The 22,134-nt window shown below is 61.1% G+C and carries 23 protein-coding genes; all 23 read right to left on the bottom strand.

Annotated features, from left to right (window positions below):
* Positions 1-2: 2 nt before the first annotated feature.
* The 23 genes from atpD to DW754_RS03175 all read right to left on the bottom strand — a co-directional run bounded on the left by atpD (position 3) and on the right by DW754_RS03175 (position 22,125).
* Positions 3-1,457 carry a F0F1 ATP synthase subunit beta gene (gene atpD, locus DW754_RS03285; RefSeq protein ID WP_006235717.1) on the bottom strand — a complete coding sequence of 485 codons (1,455 nt, stop codon included), beginning with the start codon at positions 1,455-1,457 and terminating at the stop codon, positions 3-5.
* Positions 1,457-2,365: an ATP synthase F1 subunit gamma gene (gene atpG / locus DW754_RS03280; protein ID WP_006235716.1), complete on the bottom strand. Its 909-nt coding sequence runs from the start codon at positions 2,363-2,365 to the stop codon at positions 1,457-1,459. The genes atpD and atpG overlap by 1 nt, the downstream gene beginning before the upstream one ends.
* Before the next feature lie 5 nt (positions 2,366-2,370).
* The gene (atpA, locus tag DW754_RS03275; RefSeq protein WP_117758465.1) at positions 2,371-3,969 is read right to left on the bottom strand and encodes a F0F1 ATP synthase subunit alpha; all 1,599 of its coding nucleotides are present in this window, start codon (positions 3,967-3,969) and stop codon (positions 2,371-2,373) included.
* A complete protein-coding gene (locus DW754_RS03270; RefSeq protein WP_117746942.1) occupies positions 3,969-4,445 on the bottom strand; it encodes a FoF1 ATP synthase subunit delta in 477 nt (158 codons plus the stop codon). Before DW754_RS03270 ends, atpA begins: the two co-directional genes overlap by 1 nt.
* A complete protein-coding gene (gene atpF / locus DW754_RS03265) occupies positions 4,435-5,037 on the bottom strand; it encodes a F0F1 ATP synthase subunit B (protein WP_117758464.1) in 603 nt (200 codons plus the stop codon). Before atpF ends, DW754_RS03270 begins: the two co-directional genes overlap by 11 nt.
* 15 nt (positions 5,038-5,052) lie before the next feature.
* Positions 5,053-5,247 carry an ATP synthase subunit C gene (locus tag DW754_RS03260; RefSeq protein WP_022094262.1) on the bottom strand — a complete coding sequence of 65 codons (195 nt, stop codon included), beginning with the start codon at positions 5,245-5,247 and terminating at the stop codon, positions 5,053-5,055.
* Positions 5,248-5,373: 126 nt separating this feature from the next.
* Positions 5,374-6,177 (bottom strand): F0F1 ATP synthase subunit A, encoded by an 804-nt coding sequence (gene atpB, locus DW754_RS03255; protein ID WP_022094263.1) that lies wholly within the window; start codon positions 6,175-6,177, stop codon positions 5,374-5,376.
* Between the two features lie 3 nt (positions 6,178-6,180).
* Positions 6,181-6,492 (bottom strand): hypothetical protein, encoded by a 312-nt coding sequence (locus DW754_RS03250; protein ID WP_117758463.1) that lies wholly within the window; start codon positions 6,490-6,492, stop codon positions 6,181-6,183.
* A gap of 280 nt (positions 6,493-6,772) precedes the next feature.
* On the bottom strand, positions 6,773-7,420 hold the full coding sequence (gene upp / locus DW754_RS03245; RefSeq protein WP_117758462.1) for a uracil phosphoribosyltransferase: 648 nt from the start codon (positions 7,418-7,420) through the stop codon (positions 6,773-6,775).
* Positions 7,421-7,542: 122 nt separating this feature from the next.
* The gene (gene glpK, locus DW754_RS03240; RefSeq protein ID WP_117758461.1) at positions 7,543-9,084 is read right to left on the bottom strand and encodes a glycerol kinase GlpK; all 1,542 of its coding nucleotides are present in this window, start codon (positions 9,082-9,084) and stop codon (positions 7,543-7,545) included.
* A 13-nt stretch (positions 9,085-9,097) separates the two neighbouring features.
* On the bottom strand, positions 9,098-9,841 hold the full coding sequence (locus DW754_RS03235; RefSeq protein WP_117758460.1) for an L-threonylcarbamoyladenylate synthase: 744 nt from the start codon (positions 9,839-9,841) through the stop codon (positions 9,098-9,100).
* 147 nt (positions 9,842-9,988) lie between these two features.
* The gene (locus DW754_RS03230; protein ID WP_117758459.1) at positions 9,989-10,291 is read right to left on the bottom strand and encodes a helix-turn-helix domain-containing protein; all 303 of its coding nucleotides are present in this window, start codon (positions 10,289-10,291) and stop codon (positions 9,989-9,991) included.
* The gene (locus DW754_RS03225) at positions 10,278-10,673 is read right to left on the bottom strand and encodes a type II toxin-antitoxin system RelE/ParE family toxin (protein WP_117758458.1); all 396 of its coding nucleotides are present in this window, start codon (positions 10,671-10,673) and stop codon (positions 10,278-10,280) included. The genes DW754_RS03230 and DW754_RS03225 overlap by 14 nt, the downstream gene beginning before the upstream one ends.
* A 75-nt stretch (positions 10,674-10,748) precedes the next feature.
* Positions 10,749-11,999 (bottom strand): HemK/PrmC family methyltransferase, encoded by a 1,251-nt coding sequence (locus DW754_RS03220; RefSeq protein WP_117758457.1) that lies wholly within the window; start codon positions 11,997-11,999, stop codon positions 10,749-10,751.
* A 596-nt stretch (positions 12,000-12,595) separates the two neighbouring features.
* Positions 12,596-13,663, bottom strand: coding sequence for a peptide chain release factor 1 (prfA, locus tag DW754_RS03215; protein WP_035138783.1), 1,068 nt, complete (start codon positions 13,661-13,663; stop codon positions 12,596-12,598).
* 229 nt (positions 13,664-13,892) lie between these two features.
* Positions 13,893-15,308, bottom strand: coding sequence for a M20/M25/M40 family metallo-hydrolase (locus DW754_RS03210; protein WP_117758456.1), 1,416 nt, complete (start codon positions 15,306-15,308; stop codon positions 13,893-13,895).
* Between the two features lie 71 nt (positions 15,309-15,379).
* Positions 15,380-16,165: an amino acid ABC transporter ATP-binding protein gene (locus tag DW754_RS03205; RefSeq protein WP_117635553.1), complete on the bottom strand. Its 786-nt coding sequence runs from the start codon at positions 16,163-16,165 to the stop codon at positions 15,380-15,382.
* A 22-nt stretch (positions 16,166-16,187) separates the two neighbouring features.
* Entirely contained in the window at positions 16,188-17,336 is a 1,149-nt protein-coding gene (locus tag DW754_RS03200) for an amino acid ABC transporter permease (RefSeq protein ID WP_117758455.1), read from the bottom strand.
* A 9-nt stretch (positions 17,337-17,345) separates the two neighbouring features.
* Complete coding sequence (locus tag DW754_RS03195) at positions 17,346-18,272, bottom strand: transporter substrate-binding domain-containing protein (protein ID WP_117758454.1); 927 nt, start codon at positions 18,270-18,272, stop codon at positions 17,346-17,348.
* Between the two features lie 280 nt (positions 18,273-18,552).
* Positions 18,553-19,446, bottom strand: coding sequence for an aldose 1-epimerase family protein (locus DW754_RS03190; protein ID WP_117758453.1), 894 nt, complete (start codon positions 19,444-19,446; stop codon positions 18,553-18,555).
* Between the two features lie 79 nt (positions 19,447-19,525).
* Positions 19,526-20,401 (bottom strand): hypothetical protein, encoded by an 876-nt coding sequence (locus DW754_RS03185; protein ID WP_117758452.1) that lies wholly within the window; start codon positions 20,399-20,401, stop codon positions 19,526-19,528.
* Positions 20,402-20,596: 195 nt separating this feature from the next.
* Complete coding sequence (locus DW754_RS03180; protein ID WP_117758451.1) at positions 20,597-21,466, bottom strand: MerR family transcriptional regulator; 870 nt, start codon at positions 21,464-21,466, stop codon at positions 20,597-20,599.
* A gap of 80 nt (positions 21,467-21,546) precedes the next feature.
* On the bottom strand, positions 21,547-22,125 hold the full coding sequence (locus DW754_RS03175) for a UbiX family flavin prenyltransferase (protein WP_117758450.1): 579 nt from the start codon (positions 22,123-22,125) through the stop codon (positions 21,547-21,549).
* Positions 22,126-22,134 lie beyond the last annotated feature (9 nt).

Below are 22,134 nucleotides of genomic sequence, written 5' to 3'. Positions count from 1 at the left end.
ACCTACTTCTCCCCCATCTTGCGGGCGCGCTCGCGCACGTCCTCAATCGTGGAAGCATAGCGGAATGCCTGCTCGGGCAGGTCATCGGCCTTGCCGTCAACAATCTCGGCGAAGGAGCGGACGGTATCCTCGACGCGGACGTAGACACCGGGGTTGCCGGTGAACTTCTCGGCGACGTGGAAGGACTGGGAAAGGAACTGCTGGATCTTACGGGCACGGTTGACCGTAAGGCGCTGCTCCTCGGACAGCTCGTCCATACCCAGAATGGCGATGATGTCCTGAAGGTCGGAGTACTCCTGCAGGAGCTCCTGGACCTTGACGGCGACACGGTAGTGCTCCTCGCCGACGATCGAGGGATCGAGAGCGTCGGAGGAAGACGCGAGCGGGTCGATAGCCGGGAACAGACCGAGCGACGAAATGCTACGCGAAAGAACCGTAGTGGCGTCCAGGTGCGTAAACGTCGTGGCAGGCGCCGGGTCGGTCAGGTCGTCTGCAGGGACGTAGACAGCCTGGACGGAGGTAATGGAACCCGTCTTGGTCGAGGTAATGCGCTCCTGGAGGTCACCCATCTCGGTAGCCAGCGTAGGCTGGTAACCGACGGCGGACGGCATACGACCCAGCAGTGCGGAAACCTCGGAACCGGCCTGGGAGAAGCGGAAGATGTTGTCGATGAACAGCAGAACGTCCTGGCCGCGATCGCGGAAGTACTCAGCGGTGGTAAGGCCAGCCAGACCGATGCGCAGACGCGCTCCGGGCGGCTCGTTCATCTGACCATAGACCAAGCAGGTCTTGTCGATAACGCCAGACTCGCTCATCTCGAGGAACAGGTCGGTGCCCTCACGAGTACGCTCGCCGACACCGGTGAACACCGAGGTGCCGCCGTGCTCCTGGGCGAGGTTGTTGATGAGCTCCTGAATCAGAACGGTCTTGCCGACGCCGGCGCCGCCGAACAGACCCGTTTTGCCGCCACGGATGTAGGGCTCGAGCAGGTCAACGGCCTTAATGCCGGTTTCGAAGATCTCGGTCTTGGTGGTGAGCTCGTCGAAGCGGGGTGCTGCGTGGTGGATGGGATAGAACTCCTCCACCTCGGGCATGGGCTTGCCGTCGACAGGCTTGCCCATGACGTTCCAAATGCGGCCGAGCGTCTTGGGGCCAACGGGCATCTTCATGGGCTCACCGGTATCGGTGGCGATGAGACCACGCTGCAGACCGTCGGTCGAGGACATGGCGACCGTGCGGACGACGCCGCCCGGAAGCTGGCTCTCAACCTCGAGGATCGTGCTCAGGTGACCGATCGGGGTCTCGGCCTCGACCGTGAGCGCGTTGTAGATCGGGGGCACCGCACCGTCAAACTTGACGTCGACGACAGGGCCGATGATACGCACGATGCGACCATCACCGGCAGTCGTCTTCTTGGTGGCTTCCTCGACCGCAAGCTTTACGGTGTTATTAGCCATTACTGTTCCTCCAATGCTGAGGCTCCGCCGACGATCTCGTTAATCTCGGTCGTGATCGAAGCCTGACGCACGCGACTATACGTGCGGGTAAGGGTCGAGATGATCGCGGTGGCGTTTTCCGTCGCGGAGTGCATGGCCTTGCGGCGTGCACCCTGCTCGGCGGCCGCCGAATCGATCAGGGCCTGGTAGATGACCGTCAGGATATACGACGGTACAAGCTTGCCGAGAACATGCTCGGGAGAGGGCACGAACTCGAACGTGGACGAGATGCGCTTAGGGGCGTCGGTCTCGTTCTTACGCGGACCGTGGGCCATAGCGATCATCTCGGGATCGAGCGGCAGCAAGTGCTCGACGCGAAGCTCCTGATCCACGCGGTTCTTGGCGTGGTGATAGACAAGCTCGACACGGTCAAGCTCACCGGCACGATACGCATCGCAGATATGAGAGGAAATCATGCGAGCCTGATTAAAATCGGGCTCGGAGGAATTGCCCTCAAAGTGCATGACGACGTTTGCGCGGTCGCGGAAATACGTGGCCGGCTTGCGTCCGCACGCAATGATCTCGCACTCGATGCCATCGTTCGCCCAAGAAGCGGCGAGCTTTTCGGCCGTGCGCTCCACCGTCGTATTGAAACCGCCGGCAAGGCCGCGGTCCGAGGCAATAACGACAATCAGGCCATGCTTGACGCTCTCATGCTTCTGCAGCATGGGATCGGTGCCCGAACAGGAGGCGTCGCCGGCGACCGTCAACATGACGTCGGTCAGCGCCTCCTTATAGGGCTCGGCCTGCTTGGAGCGATCGAGGGCACGACGGATCTTGGCCGTAGAGACCATCTCCATCGTGCGCGTGATCTGCTTGGTCGTGGTAACCGAGGAGATTCGCTTCTTAATGTCGCGAAGGTTGGCCATAGGGCTTAGTTCTCCTCTGATCCAGTCGTATCGGCATGGTGCTTGGCCATGAACTGCTGCTTGAAGTCACCGATGACGCGCAGGAGCTCAGCCTTGGTGTCATCGTCAATCTTCTTGGCGCGAACCTTGTCGAGCAGCGAGCCAAAGCCATTGTCCATGTACTCGATGAGCTCGGCACGGAAAGGCAGCACATCGGCGATCTCCAGGTCGTCCAGGAAGCCCTCGTTGCCAGCGAACAGCGCAACGATCTGCTCGCCAACCTCAAACGGTTTATAACGCGGCTGCTTAAGGAGCTCGGTCATGCGGGCACCATGGGTCAGCTGCTTCTGAGTAGCCTCGTCAAGGTCGGAGCCGAACTGGGTAAAGCCAGCGAGCTCCTGGTACGAAGCGAGGTCCAGACGAAGGTTGCCGGCGACCTGCTTCATGGCCTTGGTCTGTGCGTCGCCACCAACGCGGGACACGGAAATGCCCACGTCGACTGCCGGGCGCTGGCCCTGGAAGAAGAGCTCGGACTGCAGGTAGATCTGACCATCGGTAATGGAAATGACGTTGGTCGGAATGTAGGCCGAAACGTCGCCGTCCTGAGTCTCGATGATCGGCAGTGCCGTCATTGAGCCGTAGCCGTTCTTCTTGGACATCTTGACGGCACGCTCGAGCAGACGAGAGTGCAGGTAGAAGATGTCGCCAGGATAGGCCTCGCGTCCGGGCGGACGATGCAGCGTCAGCGACATCTGACGATATGCCACGGCCTGCTTGGACAGGTCGTCGTAGATGACGAGCACGTGACCACCGGGGTTGGTCTCGCTGGCGGGCTTGCCGTCCTCGCCGTTGTACATAAAGAACTCGCCGATAGCGGCACCGGCCATAGGCGCGATGTACTGCATAGGGGCGGAATCGGCAGCGGTGGCCGAAACGATGATGGTGTAGTCGAGCGCACCGTGCTGAGCGAGGGTCTCGCGAATGTTAGCAACCGTGGAGGCCTTCTGGCCGATGGCGACATAGATGCAAACCATGCCCTTGCCGCGCTGATTGAGGATAGCGTCGATGGCAATGGCGGTCTTACCGGTCTTACGGTCGCCGATGATGAGCTCACGCTGACCGCGGCCGATAGGCACCATGGAGTCGATAGCCAACAGGCCGGTCTGAACCGGCTCGCACACCGGGCTACGGTCGATGACACCGGGGGCCTTGAACTCGATGGGGCGACGGTGCGTGGCGACGATGTCACCCAAACCGTCGATAGGCTGGCCGAGCGGATTGACGACGCGGCCGAGCATGGCGCGGCTTACAGGGATATCCATAATGCGGCCAGTGGTGCGGCACTCGTCGCCTTCCTTGATGGCGTCGACGGCACCGAACAGAACGGCGCCGACCTCGTCACGGTCAAGGTTCTGGGCAAGGCCGAAGACGGTCTCACCGGTATCGGAGCTCTTGAACTCCAGAAGCTCGCCTGCCATGGCGCTCTTGAGGCCGGAGACGCGCGCGATGCCGTCGCCTACCTCGTCGACCGTTGAAACCTCATGCGTATCGACCGTCGCGGAGAGGCTCGTGAGCTGCTCCTGCAGTTTCTTGGCGATATCCTGGGCATTGAGGGTTTCGGACATTAGGCTTCACCTCCGTACGAATTAGCAGAGTTTGCGAGGGTCTCCTGCGCGATGCGCAGCTGCGTCTTGACGGAAATGTCACGACGCTCGCCGCGGGCCTCGAGCACCAGGCCGCCCACGATAGACGGGTCGACCTGCTCGATAAGGAATACCTTGCGGCCGAAGTCCTGCTCGCATTTCTTAGTGATGGTTTGACGCAGCTCGTCGTCGAGCGGGATCGCCGTGGTGACGGTCACGCCCACTACATCCTCGTCTTCCTCGGCAACATACTTAAAGGCAGCTGCCACCTTGGGAAGAAGGTCGAGCTGGTCGCGCTTGGACATGGTGTCGAGCACGGCGACGATCTCGGGGCTGGCGCTAGCCAGGCGCTCGATCATCTCGAGGTCCTCGAACACATGGTTCTCGGCCTTAGCGGCTTCCAGAAGGGAGCGCGCGTAGGTCTCGAGCACCTTGTCCTGATAGCGGCTAGTCGGCATTCAGGCTACCTGCTTCCTGGATGTAGCGCTCGATGAGCTTCTTCTGCTCGGCCTCGTCGTCGAGTGCCTCGCCCACGATCTTGGTGGCGACGGCAACGGACAGGTCGGCGATGGAGCTCGCGGCACCGGCGTAGATGGACTTGCGCTCGTCCTCGACGGTCGTGTGGGCCTTGGCGATGATCTCCTCGGCCTCCTTGTGAGCAGCCTCGATGATACGGGCGCGCTCGGACTCGGCGTCCTTACGGGCCTCGAGAACGATGTCGGCAGCCTGACGACGGGCGTCGGTGACGATCGAGTCGGACTCAGCGCGCTTGGCGATAGCCTCCTGCTTGGTCTTCTCGGCCTCGTCGAGGCTCTCCTCGATCTTCTTGCCGCGCTCCTCCATGGTTTTCATGATGCCCGGCAGGGCGACCTTGGCCAGCACGATCCAGATGATCAGGAAGGCGATAAGCGCCGGGATGAACTCCGCCATCTTAGGGATGAGGATGTCCGCACCGGCAGCGCCGTCCTCGGCGAACGCGGAAACCGGCATGAGCAGCGCGGCCGCGGACGCGGAGAGTGCGATCGCGCTCTTCTGGGATGAAAGATTCATACTTGACGCTCCGTGCTATTTAACGATCAGCGCGACAACGAAGCCGATCAGAGCCAGAGCCTCGCCGAAGGCGGAGCCCATGATGAAGACGGTGAACACGCGGCCCTGGACCTCAGGCTGACGGGCCATAGCACCCGTAGCACCCAGAGCAGACAGGCCGATAGCAAGACCAGCGCCGATAACACCGAGACCGTAACCGATAACTCCCACGATTCCTCCTTTGTCGTGCGTGTCTTATTTCACGCAGGATAACCTTTTTTATAACTGCCGGGCTCCATGGGTACGGGCACCGGCGGTTTAACGAATTGCCTTACCTTTTAAGGCGCGAACGGAGGTCTACTCCTCCTCCGCGACCTCCTCTGCCTCGGAGACATACACGGCGGTAAGGACCGTGAAGACGTAAGCCTGGATGGCGCCGACCACAAGCTCGATCGCATAGATCAGGATGAGAATGGCAAGCCAGGCCAGCGAAGGCAGGGCGCCGACGGCGTGGGCCGCGGAAACCTGCTGAAGCAGCGGCTGCATGAACATGCTCGCCATGATGGCGAACGAGCCCATGACCACGTGTCCTGCGAACATATTGCAGAACAGACGGACGGCAAGCGTGATGAGGCGCAGGAAGGTCGAAAAAAGCTCGACGACCCACACAAGCACGTTCATCGGGAAGCTCACGCCCTGCGGGGCGAGGCTCTTGATGTAGCCGATCACACCGTGAGCCTTGCATCCGTAGTAGATGAAGTACACGAAGGCGAAGATGGCGAGCGCGGCGGTGGAGCCGATTGCGCCGGTGCCGGGCTTCATTCCCGGGATCAGGCCGATCATGTTATTGATCAGGATGAACAGGAAAAGCGAGCACAGGAACGGGAAGTGCTTCTTCCAGTTCTCACCCACGACGCCCTTGCCGATATCGTTCTCGACGTACTCGATGATGTACTCGAAACCGTTGACGAAGAAGCCCTTGGGAACCAGGGTCTGCTTCTTCTTGAACACGGCCAGGACGATCAGGAGCACGATCGTGGAGACGATCAGCCAAAACGAGTACTGCGTGATGCCGCAGCTCAAATCGCCCACGACAGGGGTGGAGCTGAACTCGCTGACCAGATGATTAATCTCATCAGGCAGCTTTTCAAAAATTTCCACGACTTACCTTTCGACCTCATGAGGATCTCGCAGCGCCTTGGCGACGCGAACCGTGCAGGCGGCCATAAAGGCCACGAAGCCGATCGCCTCGCCCAGGAGGAACATACGAAATGCCTCTCCGAACAACGCAAACACAACCAAGGTAAAGACAAGCAACGCGATCGCCGAGACCGCGAGACTCACCATGCCCCTGAGCATGTCCGCATTCTGTTTATCGTCAAGAACCGGCTTGAGCGTAAAAACAAAGGGGAGAAAGGCAATCGCGCCCGCGATGGCGCCTGCAACGATAGCGAGCAGATCGGCTATCTGAAACACTGGCTTCCTCGCTTTCCTTTTTAACGCCTCACAGCACAGTCCCAGCCAAACATTGGTGACTATTGTACGAGCCAATCGCTAAAGTACAACCGTAAAACAAACGGTTAATACGCACCTGTACGTTTTCTTAAGGCCTTCTTTATGCCGCAGGTACGGTAATACGTTTTTTCGAACCCCTCAGCGCAAAACGTCCGTTAACAGAAGTGCGCGTGGACGACTTTTGCTCGCCCGCGCGCACCATTTCTTCGTATTTGTAACCGTAGCCGACAAGGCCCAACGACTAGAGCGTACCGTAGATGCGGTCGCCGGCGTCGCCCAGGCCGGGAACGATGTAGGCGGCCTCGTTGAGATGGTCATCGATGGCGCAGGTATAGATATGCACATCGGGATCTTTTTCGGTCAGCGACTTGAGGCCCTCGGGGGCCGCGACGATGCACAGCATGCGGATGTCCTTGACGCCACGCTCGCGCAGATAGCTGATAGCCATCTCGGCCGAGCCGCCCGTGGCGAGCATGGGGTCGACGACCAGGCAGATGCGCTGGTCGATATCCTTGGGCATCTTGCAGTAATACTCATGCGGCTCGTGGGTGACCTCGTCGCGCTCCATGCCGATGTGGCCCACGCGAGCAGAGGGCACCAGGTCGAGGATACCGTCGACCATGCCAAGGCCCGCACGCAGGATAGGCACGATGGCGAGTTTCTTGCCGGCGAGCTGTTTGAACGTGGCGGCAGTGATGGGGGTCTCGACCTCGACGTCTTCCATGGGCAGGTCGCGCATGGCCTCGTAGCCGTCAAAAAGCGCAAGCTCGCGCACGAGCTGGCGGAACTGATTGGTGCCGGTGCTCTTGTCGCGCAAGATCGACAGCTTGTGCTGGACGAGTGGGTGATCGACAAGGGTCACACGGGACGTATCGTAGGTGACGGTCATGGGTTGAAGCCCCTTTCGTTGCGGCCGGAAGATGGCCTTGCTGACAAGGCGCACGGCGACGTTGTTGCCGCGCGCCGTGCATAAGTTTAACGGTTTGTTGTATCGAGTGCCCCGTCGCAACCCTACTGAGCGGTGCTGAGCGAGCGTTTGACGGCATCACGCCAGCCCGCCAGGTTTTGCTCGCGGCGCTCGGCGGACATATGAGGATGGAAGATTTTGACGATCTGAGCGTTTTGCTCCAGCTCCTCCAAATCCTCCCAGTAGCCGACGGCAAGGCCCGCCAAGTACGCGGCGCCGATCGCCGTGGTCTCCACCGTCTCGCACTGCAGCACGGGGATATCCAGCAGATCGGCCTGGAATTGCATGATGAACTCGTTGCGCGAGGCACCGCCATCGACGGACAGGCGCTCAATCGAAAGTCCCACGTCCTGCTCCATGGCGCGCAGCACGTCATAACTCTGATAGGCCATGGACTCGCAGGCCGCACGCACAATGGTCGCGCGACTCGAGGCACCGGTCAGGCCGCACACGATACCGCGAGCATGCGGGTCCCACCAGGGAGCGCCCAGGCCTGCGAAGGCGGGGACGAAGTAGCAGCCCTCGTTGTCGTTGATCGAAGCGGCGAGTTGCGCGGACTCGCTCACGCTCGAGATGATGCCCATGTTGTTGCGCAGCCAGTTCATGGTGGAGCCTGCGGCAAAGATAGAACCCTCGAGCGCATAGCTGATCTTGCCGTCAGCGGCGATACCGATCGTGGAGACCAGACCGTTCTTGGATTCGACGATCTCGTCGCCGGTGTTCATGAGCATAAAGCAACCCGTGCCATAGGTGTTTTTGGTCTGGCCGGGATGGAAGCAGCAGTGGCCGAATAGCGACGCCTGCTGGTCGCCCGCCACGCCCATGATGGGTGGCATGTTGGTCATGATGTCGCTCGCGACGCGGCCGTAATCGCCCGAGCTCCAACGAACCTCGGGCATTATGGAACGCGGGACGTCGAAAAGCGCCAGCAGATCGTCGTCCCAATCGAGCGCATGGATATTAAAGAGCGCGGTGCGGCTGGCATTGGTGTAGTCGGTAGCAAAGACCTGACCGCCGGTGAGATTGTAGATGAGCCACGTGTCGATAGTGCCGAACATAAGGTCGCCCGCCGCGGCGCTCTCGCGCGCGCCGTCGACGTTATCGAGAATCCACTGCACCTTGGAGGCCGAGAAATACGGGTCGAGCGTAAGCCCCGTGCGGGAGCGCACCAGCTCTTCTGCGCCCTGCTCGACCAGCTCGTCGATCAGAGGTGCGGTGCGACGGCATTGCCACACGATGGCGTTATAGATAGGTTGGCCGCTTATGCGGTCCCACACCACCGTGGTCTCGCGCTGGTTGGAGATACCGATGGCGGCAATGCGGTCAGAATGGATGCCGCTCTTAAACTGGACCTCCATCATGACCGCGATCTGGCTGGCAAGCACCGCCATGGGGTCTTGCTCCACCCAGCCAGGGCGCGGGAAGCTGGTTTTGACGCTGCGACGTGCCTGCGCGACGATGCATCCGTACTCGTCGACGATGGTCGCAAGTACCGAGGTGGTGCCGCAGTCGAGCGCCATGATGTAGGAACCGCCAAAGTTAAACGAGGCATCTTCCATGCCCAGGCTGCCCAGATTCAACGACATCGCTTACACCTTTCTATTGCATCGGGCCAGACAGGACCCGCTCGATCTCTGATGCGGGAAGTGCGCCTTGGCGCAGGATCTGGAGCCCGCCGTGCTGGAACGACACGATGGTCGAAGCGTCGCGACACGGGGTCTCACCGGCGTCGACGGCAACATCGACTCCCTCCAGGATGCGCTCCTCCACCGTGGCAAAACTTGCGGGCGCGGACGCGCCATGCGTGTTGGCGCTGGTGCAGGCAAGAGGGCTGCCGCAGGCGCGGATGAGCGCTTGCACCACGGGCGAGGCCGAAGCGCGAAGCGCCACCGTGTCGTCGGCGGCGCGCATAAAGGTCGGCACGCAGGGGGCCGCCTTGACCACGATAGTCAGGGCGCCCGGCCAGCATCGTCGGGCGAGCACGCGGGCCTCGTTAGGGATATCCACGCCATAGCGATCGAGCGCCTCGGCATCATCGACCAGCCAGGCAACCGTTTGGGTGAGCTCGCGCTGCTTGAGGGTAAAGATACGACGATAGCCGGTACCGAGCGCGGGGACCGCGGCGCCGTTGACGGTGGCCTGCGGATCGCGCGGCCACGATGGGAATTCGCTTGTATCTTGAGACACGGCGTCCGAAAAGGCGTTAACTGCCACAGCGACACCATAGACGGTCTCGGTCGGGATCAGGGCCAGACCGCCACAGCCGAGCACCTCGGCCGTACGCTCGACGGCAAGCCGATGCGGCTCCCGCGCTCCCTCGTATACCCGATAGACCGTCTGCATGTGTATGCCAGCCCCTTACGCTCTGGTGCAAGTTTGTTTACTGTGGGGCATTCTCGCACGAAACGTTCAATCTATTTGCCCAGAGCGCATGTTGGTTTGGTGAGCGGCTCTAGTAGTCGGTGAAAGTGAGGGGGTTATTGAAGGATTTTAGCGAGCAAGCGTAACGGTACGATCGGGGAACTCGATGCTTGCAACCAGTTTTCCGCCGAGGCTCTCTGCGTACCTGCTCAGCGTGTCGAGCCTCATCGAACCCAACTCCCCACGCTCGAGCTCGGATACACGTTTTTGAGAAACGCCCATCGACTGGGCGACCGACGCCTGTGTTAGATCTTTTAGCCTGCGAATCTGAGCAAGCTTATAGGCTTCGATACGATCGCGAGTCCTGTCCTGCTCGGCGGTAATGGAGTCGCGTGTTATCCCGCGAGATTCCATATACTCATGCAGTTCCATCTCGATCGAGCCTCCTTACGTGGCGACGGTATATTTGCTCGGCCCTTGGAATGTTGATCGCATACCAGCCGTTCCATTTTGCCCTTGACGATCCCGCTCGCGACTTATCACCAGCCAATAGCAATACCGCCTGGCGCTTGGGGTCAAAGGCGAAGAGGATGCGAATCACCTGCCCACTACACGACGTCACTCTCAGCTCCTTTAAATGATGAAGCTGCGAGCCCTTGACGCGGTCAACCAGCGGACGACCAAGGCTGGGACCTTCCTTCTCGAGCACCAAAAGGTCTGCATAAGTCTGCTTCAGCGTAGCTTCATCCTGCTCATCAAGCCAAGGTTCAATGTAATCAAGCACGATACGGTACCGATGCAGCTGATTTGACATACCTTTCTCCTTCTATAGTAGAAGGTTTACGGTATATTGCAAGGACAAACTTGCGCAGATATCTATTTGTTCAGCTTAAATACGCTGTTTGGGCTCGGCGACGATGGCTCGGACGATGCGGGGGCGATCGGTGAGGTCGTGGACGATGCGCACGTCCGACAGACCCGCTTGACGACAGAGCCCGGCCGCAGCGTCGAGGGCACCCTCGTAGAGCTCGCAGGCAAAGAGTCCGCCGGCACGCAGCATATAGGGTGCCGCATTGAGCAGGCGGCGGAAGATATCGAGGCCGTCGGCACCGCCCTCGAGCGCCAGATCGGGCTCAAAGTCCTTGACCTCGTGCGGCAGCGAGCGCATGACATCGGTAGGGATGTAAGGCGGGTTGGAGACGAGCACATCAAAGGTGCCCCACTCGTCGTGGGGAATGGAACTCACCAGGTTGGTGAGGCTAAAGGCGACGTCGTCGGACGTGAGACCAAGCGCATCGCGGTTTTTGGTAGCAAGGTCGATGGCGCGCGGCTCGATATCGGTAGCAGTGCAGGTGACGTGGCCGCGGCGCTCCCAGGCAAGGGAGAGCGAGATGCAGCCCGTGCCGCAGCCGACCTCGAGAACGCGGGCAGTGCGGGACTCGGCTGGGGCAGGCGCAGCGGCATCCTGAGCTGAAGCCGTCTCCTGATCGGTACCCTCGATGGCGATGCCGTATTCGTCGAGCTCGGGCTCAGCAGCTTCCGCAGTCTCGGCTTCCGCTGCCTGCGCGGCGGCTTCCTCGGCCTCGCGATCGGCAAGCTCCTCGGCATAGGCGCGGCTGCCGAGAACGTCGCCACCCAGCGCAGCCTCATCGGCGGCCGTCAGGTTGGCGGCACGGCGCTCGGCGGTCGCGCGTTCGTCGGCCAGCGCCGCCTCGGCTTTGCGGGCCTGCTCGACCTCATCGTTCCAGGGCAGCTCCACGCGCTGGCGGACGGCGGCCTCGGGGCTCAGCACCTCGGTATCCAGATAGTTCAGGACTTCTTCGACGAGCATCTCGGTCTCGGGGCGCGGGATGAGCACGCCGGGGGCGCACGCGACGTCGATCATGCGAAACTGCGTGCTACCGGTGATGTACTGTAGCGGCTCGCCTTTGGCGCGACGAACGACGGCCGCGTGCATGGTCTCGAGCTGGGCCGCGCTAAGCGTCTCGTCCATGCGCATATACAAGTCGATACGCGCCAAACCCGTGGCCGCGCACAGCAGCCACTCGGCAGAAAGACGGGGATGCTCCTCACCGCGCTCGGCCAGGTACTCCTTGGTCCACTCGAGACAACGCTTGATGGTCCAGATCTCGTTTGCCATGGGGCCCTCCCCTCTTAAGCGCCGGGCGGCGCGCGAATGTCGGAGCAGATTGTAAGCGAGGCCAGCGCTTGGCAAGGGACGATTGAAGGCGATTATCGAGAATCAGCCCAGAATTTTGCTTGAATCGCAATCGAAGTGTTCATTCGTCGACGTCTAAAACTGCATCCGTCAAGCTTTTGGCAAGGTTGCCCCAAAACTGACCAATATCTAACCAAGAACTTGCCAAATCACTTGACGCGCGACGCATCAAAAAATGCACTGCGACTTCTTGGACGATTATTTGAGCAATATTTTCGGCAGAAGATGCACACCGTTAATTGCTTTAAGCAGGTAAGCAGCTCAAAGGCCATCACAGCTGATTGAATAACACCTCAAAGCAATATGCCCTACCTAGTCATTTAAGAACGTCCCCAATGACCACCTCTAAGGCGCCGTAGGTTGAGCATAAGTCAGCGAAAACGCCCCTAAGCGAGCAAGGTGACGTGAAATGAAAGGGCGCTGACCTTCTGGTCGCGCCCTTGAAATTGAACGTCAGATTGCCGCTTAGGGGCGTTTGCAGCGTCGAGCCGTTACGGCGTTTGGTAAAACGCCGTAACTTAAACTGCTTGTGCCAGCTTCTCGGCTCGCTCGGCGGCGGCAAGTGCCTCGATGACGGTGCCGAGCTGGTCGCCCAGAAGGACGCCGTTGTAGGTGGAGTTGAAACCGATACGGTGATCGGTCACGCGGTCCTGGGGCTGGTTGTACGTACGGATCTTCTCGGAACGGTTGCCGTGGCCAATCTGGCTCTGGCGCTCGGCGCCGAGCTCGGCCTGCTGCTTCTCGAGTTCCATCTCGTACAGACGGGCACGCAGCATCTGCATGCAGACCTCGCGGTTCTGGATCTGGGAACGCTGCTCCTGCGACTGCACCACGGTGTTGGTGGGCAGGTGGGTGATGCGCACGGCGGAGTAGGTGGTGTTAACGCACTGACCGCCAGGGCCGGAGGCGCAGTAGGTGTCGATGCGCAGGTCAGACTGGTTGATCTGGACGTCGATTTCCTCGGCCTCGGGAAGCACGGCGACGGTTGCCGTGGAGGTCTGGATGCGACCCTGGGACTCGGTCTTGGGGACGCGCTGGACGCGATGCACACCGGACTCGTACTTCATGACGGAGTAGACGCGATCGCCCTCGACCTTGAACTCGATGGACTTAAAGCCGCCGGCCTCGCTGGGACTGGAGTCGAGCACGGTGGTCTTCCAGCCGCGCGACTCGCAGAAGCGCTGGTACATCTTGTACAGATCGCCGGCAAAGATGGCCGCCTCGTCGCCACCGGCGGCGGAGCGAATCTCGACGATGGTGTTCTTGTCGTCATTGGGGTCGCTCGGGATGAGCATGTACTTAATGTCTTCCTCGAGCTGGGGAAGCTTGGCCTCGTTTTCGGAGATGTCCATCTGGAGCATCTCCTTCTCATCGGCATCGGTAGTATCGTGGAGCATTTCCTTGGCGGCCTCGATGTCATCGAGCGCGCCGATGTACTCGCGCGAGGCGGCGATGAGGTCGGACTGGTGCGCGTACTCCTTGTTGAGACGCGTGAACTCCTTGATATCGGAGGCGACGGCCGGGTCGGAGAGCTTCTTCTCGAGTTCCTCGTAGGCCTTGATGATCTTTTCGAGCTTGTCGCGCATGGCGGGACTCCTTTATATGCGTGAAGATGAAAATCGGCAGAGTTGATGGGGCGCATGGCGCCACTGCGGGGGTAAGCCCAGCTAGAACATGTCGATCTTCAGATACATGCGCATCCCTTCGCGTGTGGGGTACATAGTTGCGGTCTAACCCATACATGATAGCGTGCGCAGGCAAACCTGCATATAACCCGCACGGAATCCGACAAGGGGACAGTCCCTTTGTCGGATTCTAGAGCGTATGGAGCAGGGCGATGAGGAAGCGGATACCCTGGAGGTAGGCGCGGCGGGTGATGCGCTCGTTGGTGCCGTGGACGCCGCGATCGCACTCGTCATCGTCGACTACAAACGCCGAGAAGCGAATGCACTCAGGGCAAATACGCTGGTAGTTGGCAGCGTCGGTCGCACCGATCACGGTCGAGGGCACAATTGCCACTGGCTCGAATGATCCGTTTTCCTCCGTCCCCTTTGGATCACGGAAATAGCGGGCGGCGGTGAAGCGAACCGCCTCGAGGCCGGGACCACCGATGCGCGGGGACGGCGAGGGCTCGGAGCTGCCGAGACCCAGCTCCACTTCGACACGACCGGCAAGGTCCGCCTCGGCAACCGCCTCACGACAGCACGCCACAACGTCGGCCACGCTCGTGCCCTCGAGCATGCGGAAGTTGATGTTGGCCCACATATCCTGCGGCATTACGTTGGCGCCGGTGCTGCCACCCTCGATCTGCGTGGGCGCGCAGGTAGTCGTCACCAGCGGATAGAGCTTTTTGCTGGCGAGGCAATCACGGACAATGGCGTCCCCGTTGGCGGCAATTTCATCGGCCGTGTAGAGCCCCAACTCGACGAGTTGGGCGGCAAGCGGATCGGTCACGCGCGTCGGCCACTCGATATCGCAGATTGCGGTGATGGCACGGCTGAGCACCTCAAGCGACGTGCCGCCGTAGGGGTTGGAAGAATGCCCGCCCGCGCTCTTTGTCTTGAGCACAATGTCGGCATAACCTTTCTCAGCCAGGTCAGCGTGCATGAGCCAACCCTCGCCCGCGCTATACTCGGCAGCCGGAACGATGCGGTAGTCACCCTCGTCGATCAGGTACTCAAGCTCAATGCCGCGCCCCTTGAGCGCACGGCCGATGGCGCCTGCTCCGTACTGCGTAGTCTCCTCGTCCTGGCCAAAGGCCAGGAGCAGCGTGCGCTCGTGCTGCCAACCGTGCGCCAGCGCATACTCGACAGCCTCGAGAATGCCTGCGACCTGATCCTTCATGTCGATCGCGCCGCGGCCCCAGATGTAGGTGTCGTCCACGTGCCCGCTAAAGGGGGCATGTGTCCAGTCGGCCTCGGTATCCGGCACCACGGGGACCACGTCCATATGGCCCATGAGCATGACGGGTTTGAGGGCGGGGTCGGAACCGCCAAGCGTCACCAGCAGCGAATGATCGATAAGCTCGACCTCGCCCGCCGCAAACACGCGCGGCCAGGTCTGCTGCATATAGGCGCGCAGGTCATCGAAGGGCTGCCAGTCCACCGCCTCGGTATCCATGCTCGAGACGGTCGGAAACGACAGCACGCGGCCCAAGCGCTCGCACGCGCCGGCCTCGTCTATATCGGCAAAATCGTCCTCATGCGCAAAGAAGCGCCAAACCTCGGCCATGACATCCTTTCGATTGTGACGACAAAGGCCGCCCCACGGGAGCGGCCCTGCAACGTAAGCGTTTGCGTCGGTTATTTGTCCTCGAGATAGCGGGAGAGGAACTCGCGAGTGCGCTGATGTTTGGGGTTGCCGAAGAGCTCGGCCGGCGCGGCGTCCTCGAGCACCACGCCCTTGTCCATAAAGACCACGCGGTCGGACACCGTGCGGGCAAAGGCCATCTCGTGCGTGACGACAACCATGGTCATGCCGTCGGCCGCGAGCTTGCGCATGACCTCGAGCACCTCGCCCACGATCTCGGGGTCGAGTGCCGAAGTCGGCTCGTCGAACAGCATGATCTGCGGACTCATGCACAGGGCGCGGGCGATGGCCACGCGCTGCTTTTGGCCACCGGACAGGCGACCCACGGCGGCGTGCGCGAACTTTTCGAGCCCCACGCTCGTCAGATGCTCCATTGCGACCTTCTCGGCCTCGGCCTTGCCCATCTTTTTGAGCGTGACGGGCGCGAGCGTGCAGTTGTCGAGCACATCCATGTTGTTGAACAGGTTAAAGCCCTGGAACACCATGCCGATGTCCTCGCGCAGCTTGTTGATATTGCAGCGCTCGGCCGTAAGGTCCTGGCCGTGGAACCAGATGTGGCCCGCGTCCGGGGTCTCGAGCAAGTTGAGGCAGCGCAGGAAGGTCGACTTGCCCGAGCCCGAGGCGCCGATAATGGTGACGACCTCGCCGGGATTGACAGCGAGGTCGATGCCCTTAAGCACCTCGAGCGAGCCAAAGCTCTTGCGCAGGCCCTCGACGCGGATAAGCGGCTCATTGGTCTGTGCGGCGGCCGCGGTGCCGGTAGTGGCGGTATCTGCCATGATGATTCTCCTCGTCTTGAGCCTAGTTGGAGCTGGGCAGCGTGGCCGGGGCCTCAGCGCCCAGCTTTTTGCCAAAGGCCTCGAGCAGGCGGCTCGCCACGAGCGTCAGGATCAGGTAAACCACGAGCGCCACGCAGTAGACCTCCATCTGGCGGTAGTACACGCCGGCGACGGTGGTGGTGGCGTACATGAGGTCGAACACGCCGATGACCGAAAGCACCGACGAGTCCTTGATGTTGATGATGAGCTCGTTGGTGAGCGCCGGAATCGCGTTTTTAATACCCTGGGGGAACACAACCTTGCGCATAGCCTGCCACTGCGAAAGACCCAGCGAGCGCGCCGCCTCGGCCTGGCCGGGATCGATGGACTCGATGCCGCCGCGCAGGACCTCCATCATGTAGGCGGTGGAATTGAGCGAGATGGTGACGAGGCCGGCATTGAAGGTACTCCAGATTTGGTTGGCCTGGGCGGTCTCGAAGCCCATGCCGCGCAAAACGGTGAAGCCCGCGTAATAGATGAGCAGGCCCTGGACCATCATGGGCGTGCCGCGCACGATGGTGGAGTAGATGGTCGCAAAGCCACGGCCGATACTCTTAAAGAAGCGCACCAAGTCGTTGTCCACGCGATCGAAGGTCTGAATACGCAGGAACACAAAGAGCAGCGCCAGGAAGAATGCGATGACGGTGCCGAAGATCGCAAGCGCGATGGTGATCTCGATACCGCGGATAAAGAAGTCCCCGCTCTTGTAGGTCATGTAGACCAGACTCGACAAAAAGTCGCTGGGGTTGGAGTCCGAGACAATGCTCACCCGCACCAGGTCGATAAACGACATGACGCAACGGTCGATAAAGAAGATCGCCGCAATGGCGACCACGACATAGCTGCCCAGGCGCGCGCCGCGACGAAAGCGCTCGGAAGCAAACGGCGACGTTTCGCGATAGTCATTCCAGTGCATGAGTTTGGTGACGAGCGCCGCCGCCGACACGACGAGCCAGGCCCAAAGGATTGCCCAGAGGCAGTCTTGGAACACGCCCGTAGGCGCCAAGAAGCTCAGCGGCGTGGGGTTGCGTTGGCTAAACACCAGGCCGAGCGCCGCGATAACGCTCGTGCCCAGGTACACATAGCGGTGGTCGGCCTTGGTAAAGGAGGCCAGACGATTGATGGTTTTCATGCTGCCTCCCTATGCCGGCTGACGATCGAGGCACGCGTCCCACATTTGGTCGCGCTCCTCTTGGCTAATGCCCTTGAGTGTCTTGTCGATGAGCTTAAGCAGCTTGTCCGAGCCCTTGCGGCAGCCGACGTTTGCCGCGACCTCCTGCTTAAAGCCCTCGCCCTCGGCAAAATGAATAGGGACAATGCCCGGATTTTGGGCCATATAGCCCTTCTCGTTCTCGGTGTTGTAGGTCACGGCATCGCACGTGCCCTGCAGCAGGTTCGAGAACACCGTGGGAACCGAATCGACCGGGTTCTTGTGGACGACGCCCGGGATCTCGTCGATGACGGTGTCGAGCATGGTGTCCTTTTGGCCGAGTACCGTGGCACCACTGAAGTCGCTGAGCTTGGTGGCGTTCTGGTAGGGCGAGCCCTCTTTTACGAACAGGCCAAAGTAGCCAATGAAGTACGGGTCGGAGAAGCCGACCGACTCCTCGCGCTCGGGCGTGGCACTCATACCGGCGATGATGAGGTCGATCTGGCCGTTGTTGAGCGAATCGATAAGGCCCGAGAAGCTCTGCTTGACGGCAACGGGCTCGCCGCCGAGGGCCTTGCAGACGATCTTGGCGATCTGCACGTCGTAGCCATCGGCATAGGCGCCCTGCACGTTGTCGATGGGGATGGTGTACTCACTGGCTTCGGAAACCTGCCAGTTGTACGGGGCGTAGGCCGCTTCCATGCCAATGCGGATCTTGTCCTTGCCGATCACGGAATCGGACAGGTCGTCGCGACCGCCGCCCGTCGTGGGCTGAACCACCTTGAGCGTGGACGGGCGCTGACAGCCGGCGAGCGCGCCGGCGACGACGGAAGCGCTCGCAGCGAGAGCGCTACCCAAAAAGATGCGACGGCTGCACACCAGCTGTGGATGCGCGTCGCGTTGATGGGGAGAATGCATAATCTGCCTTCCCTGTTGAATCGTATGCTGACGACTTAACAGGATATACGCCAGCGACCAGCAGCGCAGCACAAGCTCGAAAAATTAATAGACACACGGTAGTCATTGGGAACGTCGATGTTTTGGCAATGCCAGCGAGCGCCGCCCAGAGCGAACAAGTTGGCATGAAAAAGGCAGGGCATAGACCTTCTGGTCATGCCGTGCCTTTTGAATGGCAAATTGTCGCTCTGGGTGGCGCGCAGCGTCGACCGGTCCGCCGTTCGCTAGAACGGCGGAACCTCTAGAGCAGGGTGACGCTAAAGGAACGGGTGTCGGTAGCACCCGGCGCCAGCGTAATGGTGTTGACCTTGTGCTCAAAGACGTCGTCCTCGGTGTCCATGGTGGTGTGGCCGGTCCAGGGCTCGAGCGCCACAAACGGGGCGTCGTTGGCGGCAGACCACACGCCGATGTACTTAAAGCCCTCAAAGTCGATCTTGACGCCGTGGCCCGACTTGCGACCGCGCAGCGTGAGCGTGGAGCCCGGGGTATCGGTGAACATGATGGCGTCATTATCGAAGCTGCGGTGCGTGATGGGCAGCACATCCGAGTTGTCGGGGGCCTTATAGCTACCCTCGAACGTCATAAGGCCGTCGGGCGTGATGACGGGGGCCTCGTTGGTCCAAACCTCAGTAAACGCCAGCTCGTAATCCTCGAACGCCTCGTCCTCGGCACCGGGGGCGGGCACGTTAAATGCAGGGTGGCCGCCCACCGAGAACGGCAGGTCAACGTCACCAGTGTTGGTGACGGTAAAGGTCTGCGTGAGAGTGGCGTCGCCGGTCAGAGCATAGGTCATGTTGAGCTTAAAGTGGAACGGGAAGGCCTTGAGCGACTCGGGCGTGTCAGTGATCTCGTAGGTGACGGACGAGCCGTCCTCGGAGACCTCGACCAGCTTGTGCTCGACAATGCGCGCGAGGCCATGGCGCGCCATCTCGCAGGTTCCGGCCGCAGACGTCGCCGTGTTGTTGCGCAGCGATCCCACGATGGGGAACAGAATGGGCGCGTGCTTGCCCCAAAAGGCCGGGTCGCCCTGCCACAGATACTCGTTGTCATTGAGGGCAAGGCTCGTGAGCTGGGCGCCCATGGAATCGATGGCCGCAGTGAGGCCGCCGCGCTTGATGGTAGTGACGGTGGACATGTTACTTCCTCCAAAAGTAAACAATAGTGTCGAGGGCTATTGTCCCACTCTTGGCGGCAAGGAGAAGCGACAGGCACAGTTATTGAACGATTGCGTAAAGGTCGAACCCGCCCTGCGGCGTGCTGTCGACCGTATCGGCCGCCTGTGAATTAAAACTCACCGGAACCATGCGCTTTGAGGCACGGTAACGCGTGCCGTCGGTGGCAACGGGCGGCTCATCGACCGTGAGCTCGTAGTCACCGGGCTTGAGCTCGATACCGTCACCTTCGGAATTGACGTATTGGTATTCGTCGACCGCTTGCCCCTTGAGTGTGCGGCCCACAATATGAACGAGCATCTGGCTGTCGCCGCGCGCGGTATCCCACGTCGCGCCGTCCTTGACCTCGACCGACACATGTACCGAGCGCGTGCGGCTGAGCGATTGTTCGACAGACATCTCGACCTTGGCGGCATCTTTGCGCTGTTGCTCCACATGGCTCCAGACATTTCCGATCGCCGAGCAAGCGATGACGCCGGCCATGAAGGCGATGAGGATGGGGCCGAGCGGGGAGCGGCGGCCCGCGTCTTCCTCGCGAGCCAGGTCGGGGCGACGCGTGGGGGCGGGCGCCTGGGCACCCTGCGCGGGCACGTCGAGTATGCTGAAGGATGCCGTGCTGCCGGGGTCGATGGTGTGGCGCGGCTGCGGGGTCTTGGCCGGCGAGATGGACATGTCGGCTGGCTCACCCAGCGTGGCCGTGGCATCGGCCTTTGCCTCGTCGGCCTCGGCCTGGGCCCAGGCTTGCTCGAAGGTCAGGGGCTCGGCGGGGTCGGAATCGGCATCCGAGTCAAGCGCATCGCCAGCATCGGAGTCCACATCGGTCCCGTCGCTCAACTCATCACTTGGCAAGGGCTCGTCCCACACCTCATCCGGAGCCTCGCCCTCGCTGTACCACCATTCAAAGCTATCGATATCCATACGGGGCGCCCCCTTGGCCTCGCAAATAAACACTTGCTAGCCTTATACCCCCAGACGGCACGGCGGCTCGCCGGCACAGATAGGAAAACCATCACAACATTCGACGCTTTTCCTCGTTTTCGAGATTTTCATCGAATGTTGTGACGGTTTGGGCGGCAGCCATGCCGCGAATGTGACAAAGGGACTGTCCTCTTGTCACATCTGGAGGGCGACGGGGATTTGGATGCAGCAGAAGTCCTCTTGGTGGGACTCGTCGTAGCTCGTGGTATCGAGGTAGCAAAAGTCGAAAGCGTTGCCGATGGGCCGGAGCGCGTGCCTGTCCATGCAGGCCACGACGGCGCGGATGCCCTCGGGCTCGTACGGCATACCCCAGCGGCTCATGCACAGATACGTGCCCTCGGGCAGCACTTCGATGCCGATCTTTGCCAGCTCGGCGGGATCGCTCGGCAGCAGTTCCTCGGCACCGCGCGGCAGCACGGCAAAGGAGCCGGCACCGGCAATGGGGTCGTCGGAATGCAGCGCCTCGCGACGCAGCATGGCGCCCCAGCCACGCATGGGGCGCGTGCCCGTCAACGCACGCATGCGCAAAATCGCCCGCATGAGTGTGGGGTGAAGCATCGAGCGGCCACGCTCGATATCGCCCGGAAACTCCTCAAAGACCACGTAGCGACGCTCAAACTGCTTGAGCTCCGGCTTGCCCTCGCGCTCGCGCCAGTAAACCGCCTCGTCGTAAAAGCTCAGACGCTCCTGCACACTCGCGCGCTCGGCTTTGAGCCCGGCGATCTGTTCATCGAGCGCCTGCACCCGCGAGCGCAGGTGGTCGGTCATCTCGCTAATGTCGAACGTCGAGGCTAGGCGGTCGATCTCATCGAGTTCGAGCCCTAGGTCGCGCAGCATGCAGATCAGACGCATGAGCGGGATCTGCGTGGGCGAATAGAAACGGTAGCCTTTTTCGTTAACCACGGCGGGCTTAAACAGACCGATCTTGTCGTAATAGATGAGCGTTTGGCGCGAAACGTTAAACAAGCTCGCCATCTCGCTAATCGCATACATGCCCGTCTGCATAGATCCTCCCGACACACCAAAGCCCGCCGCCCACAGGGGCAGCGGGCTCAAACACTCCTCGTATCCTACCCTAAAGACGCCTATGACCAGCGCTTATAGTTTGCACATGACACGCCGACGGCCTCGAGCGCCTTGGCGGCGATGTGGTGCACCGCGTCGTCGAGCGTGGCGGGGCCGTTGTAAAACGTGAGCATGGGCGGCATGAGCATGACGCCCGATACGCGCGCCAGGCGCGCCATGTTGTCGACGTGAATGGCGCTGAAGGGCGTCTCGCGCACCATGAGCACCAGGCGGCGTTGCTCTTTCATCTGTACGTCGGCCGCACGCAGCAACAGGTTTTCGCTGTAGCCGCTCGCAATGCCGGCGAGCGTCTTCATGGAGCAGGGCGCCACGATCATGCCGTCGACCGGATAGGTGCCGCTTGCGATGGCAGCGCCGATGTTCTTGTTGTCGTAAACCACATCGGCATAGCACGCAAACTCGTCGAGTGTCATGCCGAGCTCCTGCTCGATGGTGATCTCTCCCCCGCGCGTGACGACAAGCGCCGACTCGGCGCCGGCCTGGCGCAGGCATTTGAGGCACTCGAGGCCCAGCGCGGCACCGCTGGCGCCAGACACGCCAACGACAATGCGACGGGGACGGACAGAAGGCTCAGGCATGGCAACTCC

Origin of the sequence: Collinsella sp. AM29-10AC, assembly GCF_003469085.1 — a bacterium.
In the GTDB taxonomy this organism is placed as follows: domain Bacteria; phylum Actinomycetota; class Coriobacteriia; order Coriobacteriales; family Coriobacteriaceae; genus Collinsella.
The sequence above is the reverse complement of the archived record's forward strand: the minus strand, read 5'-3'. Positions and strand labels throughout refer to the sequence as shown.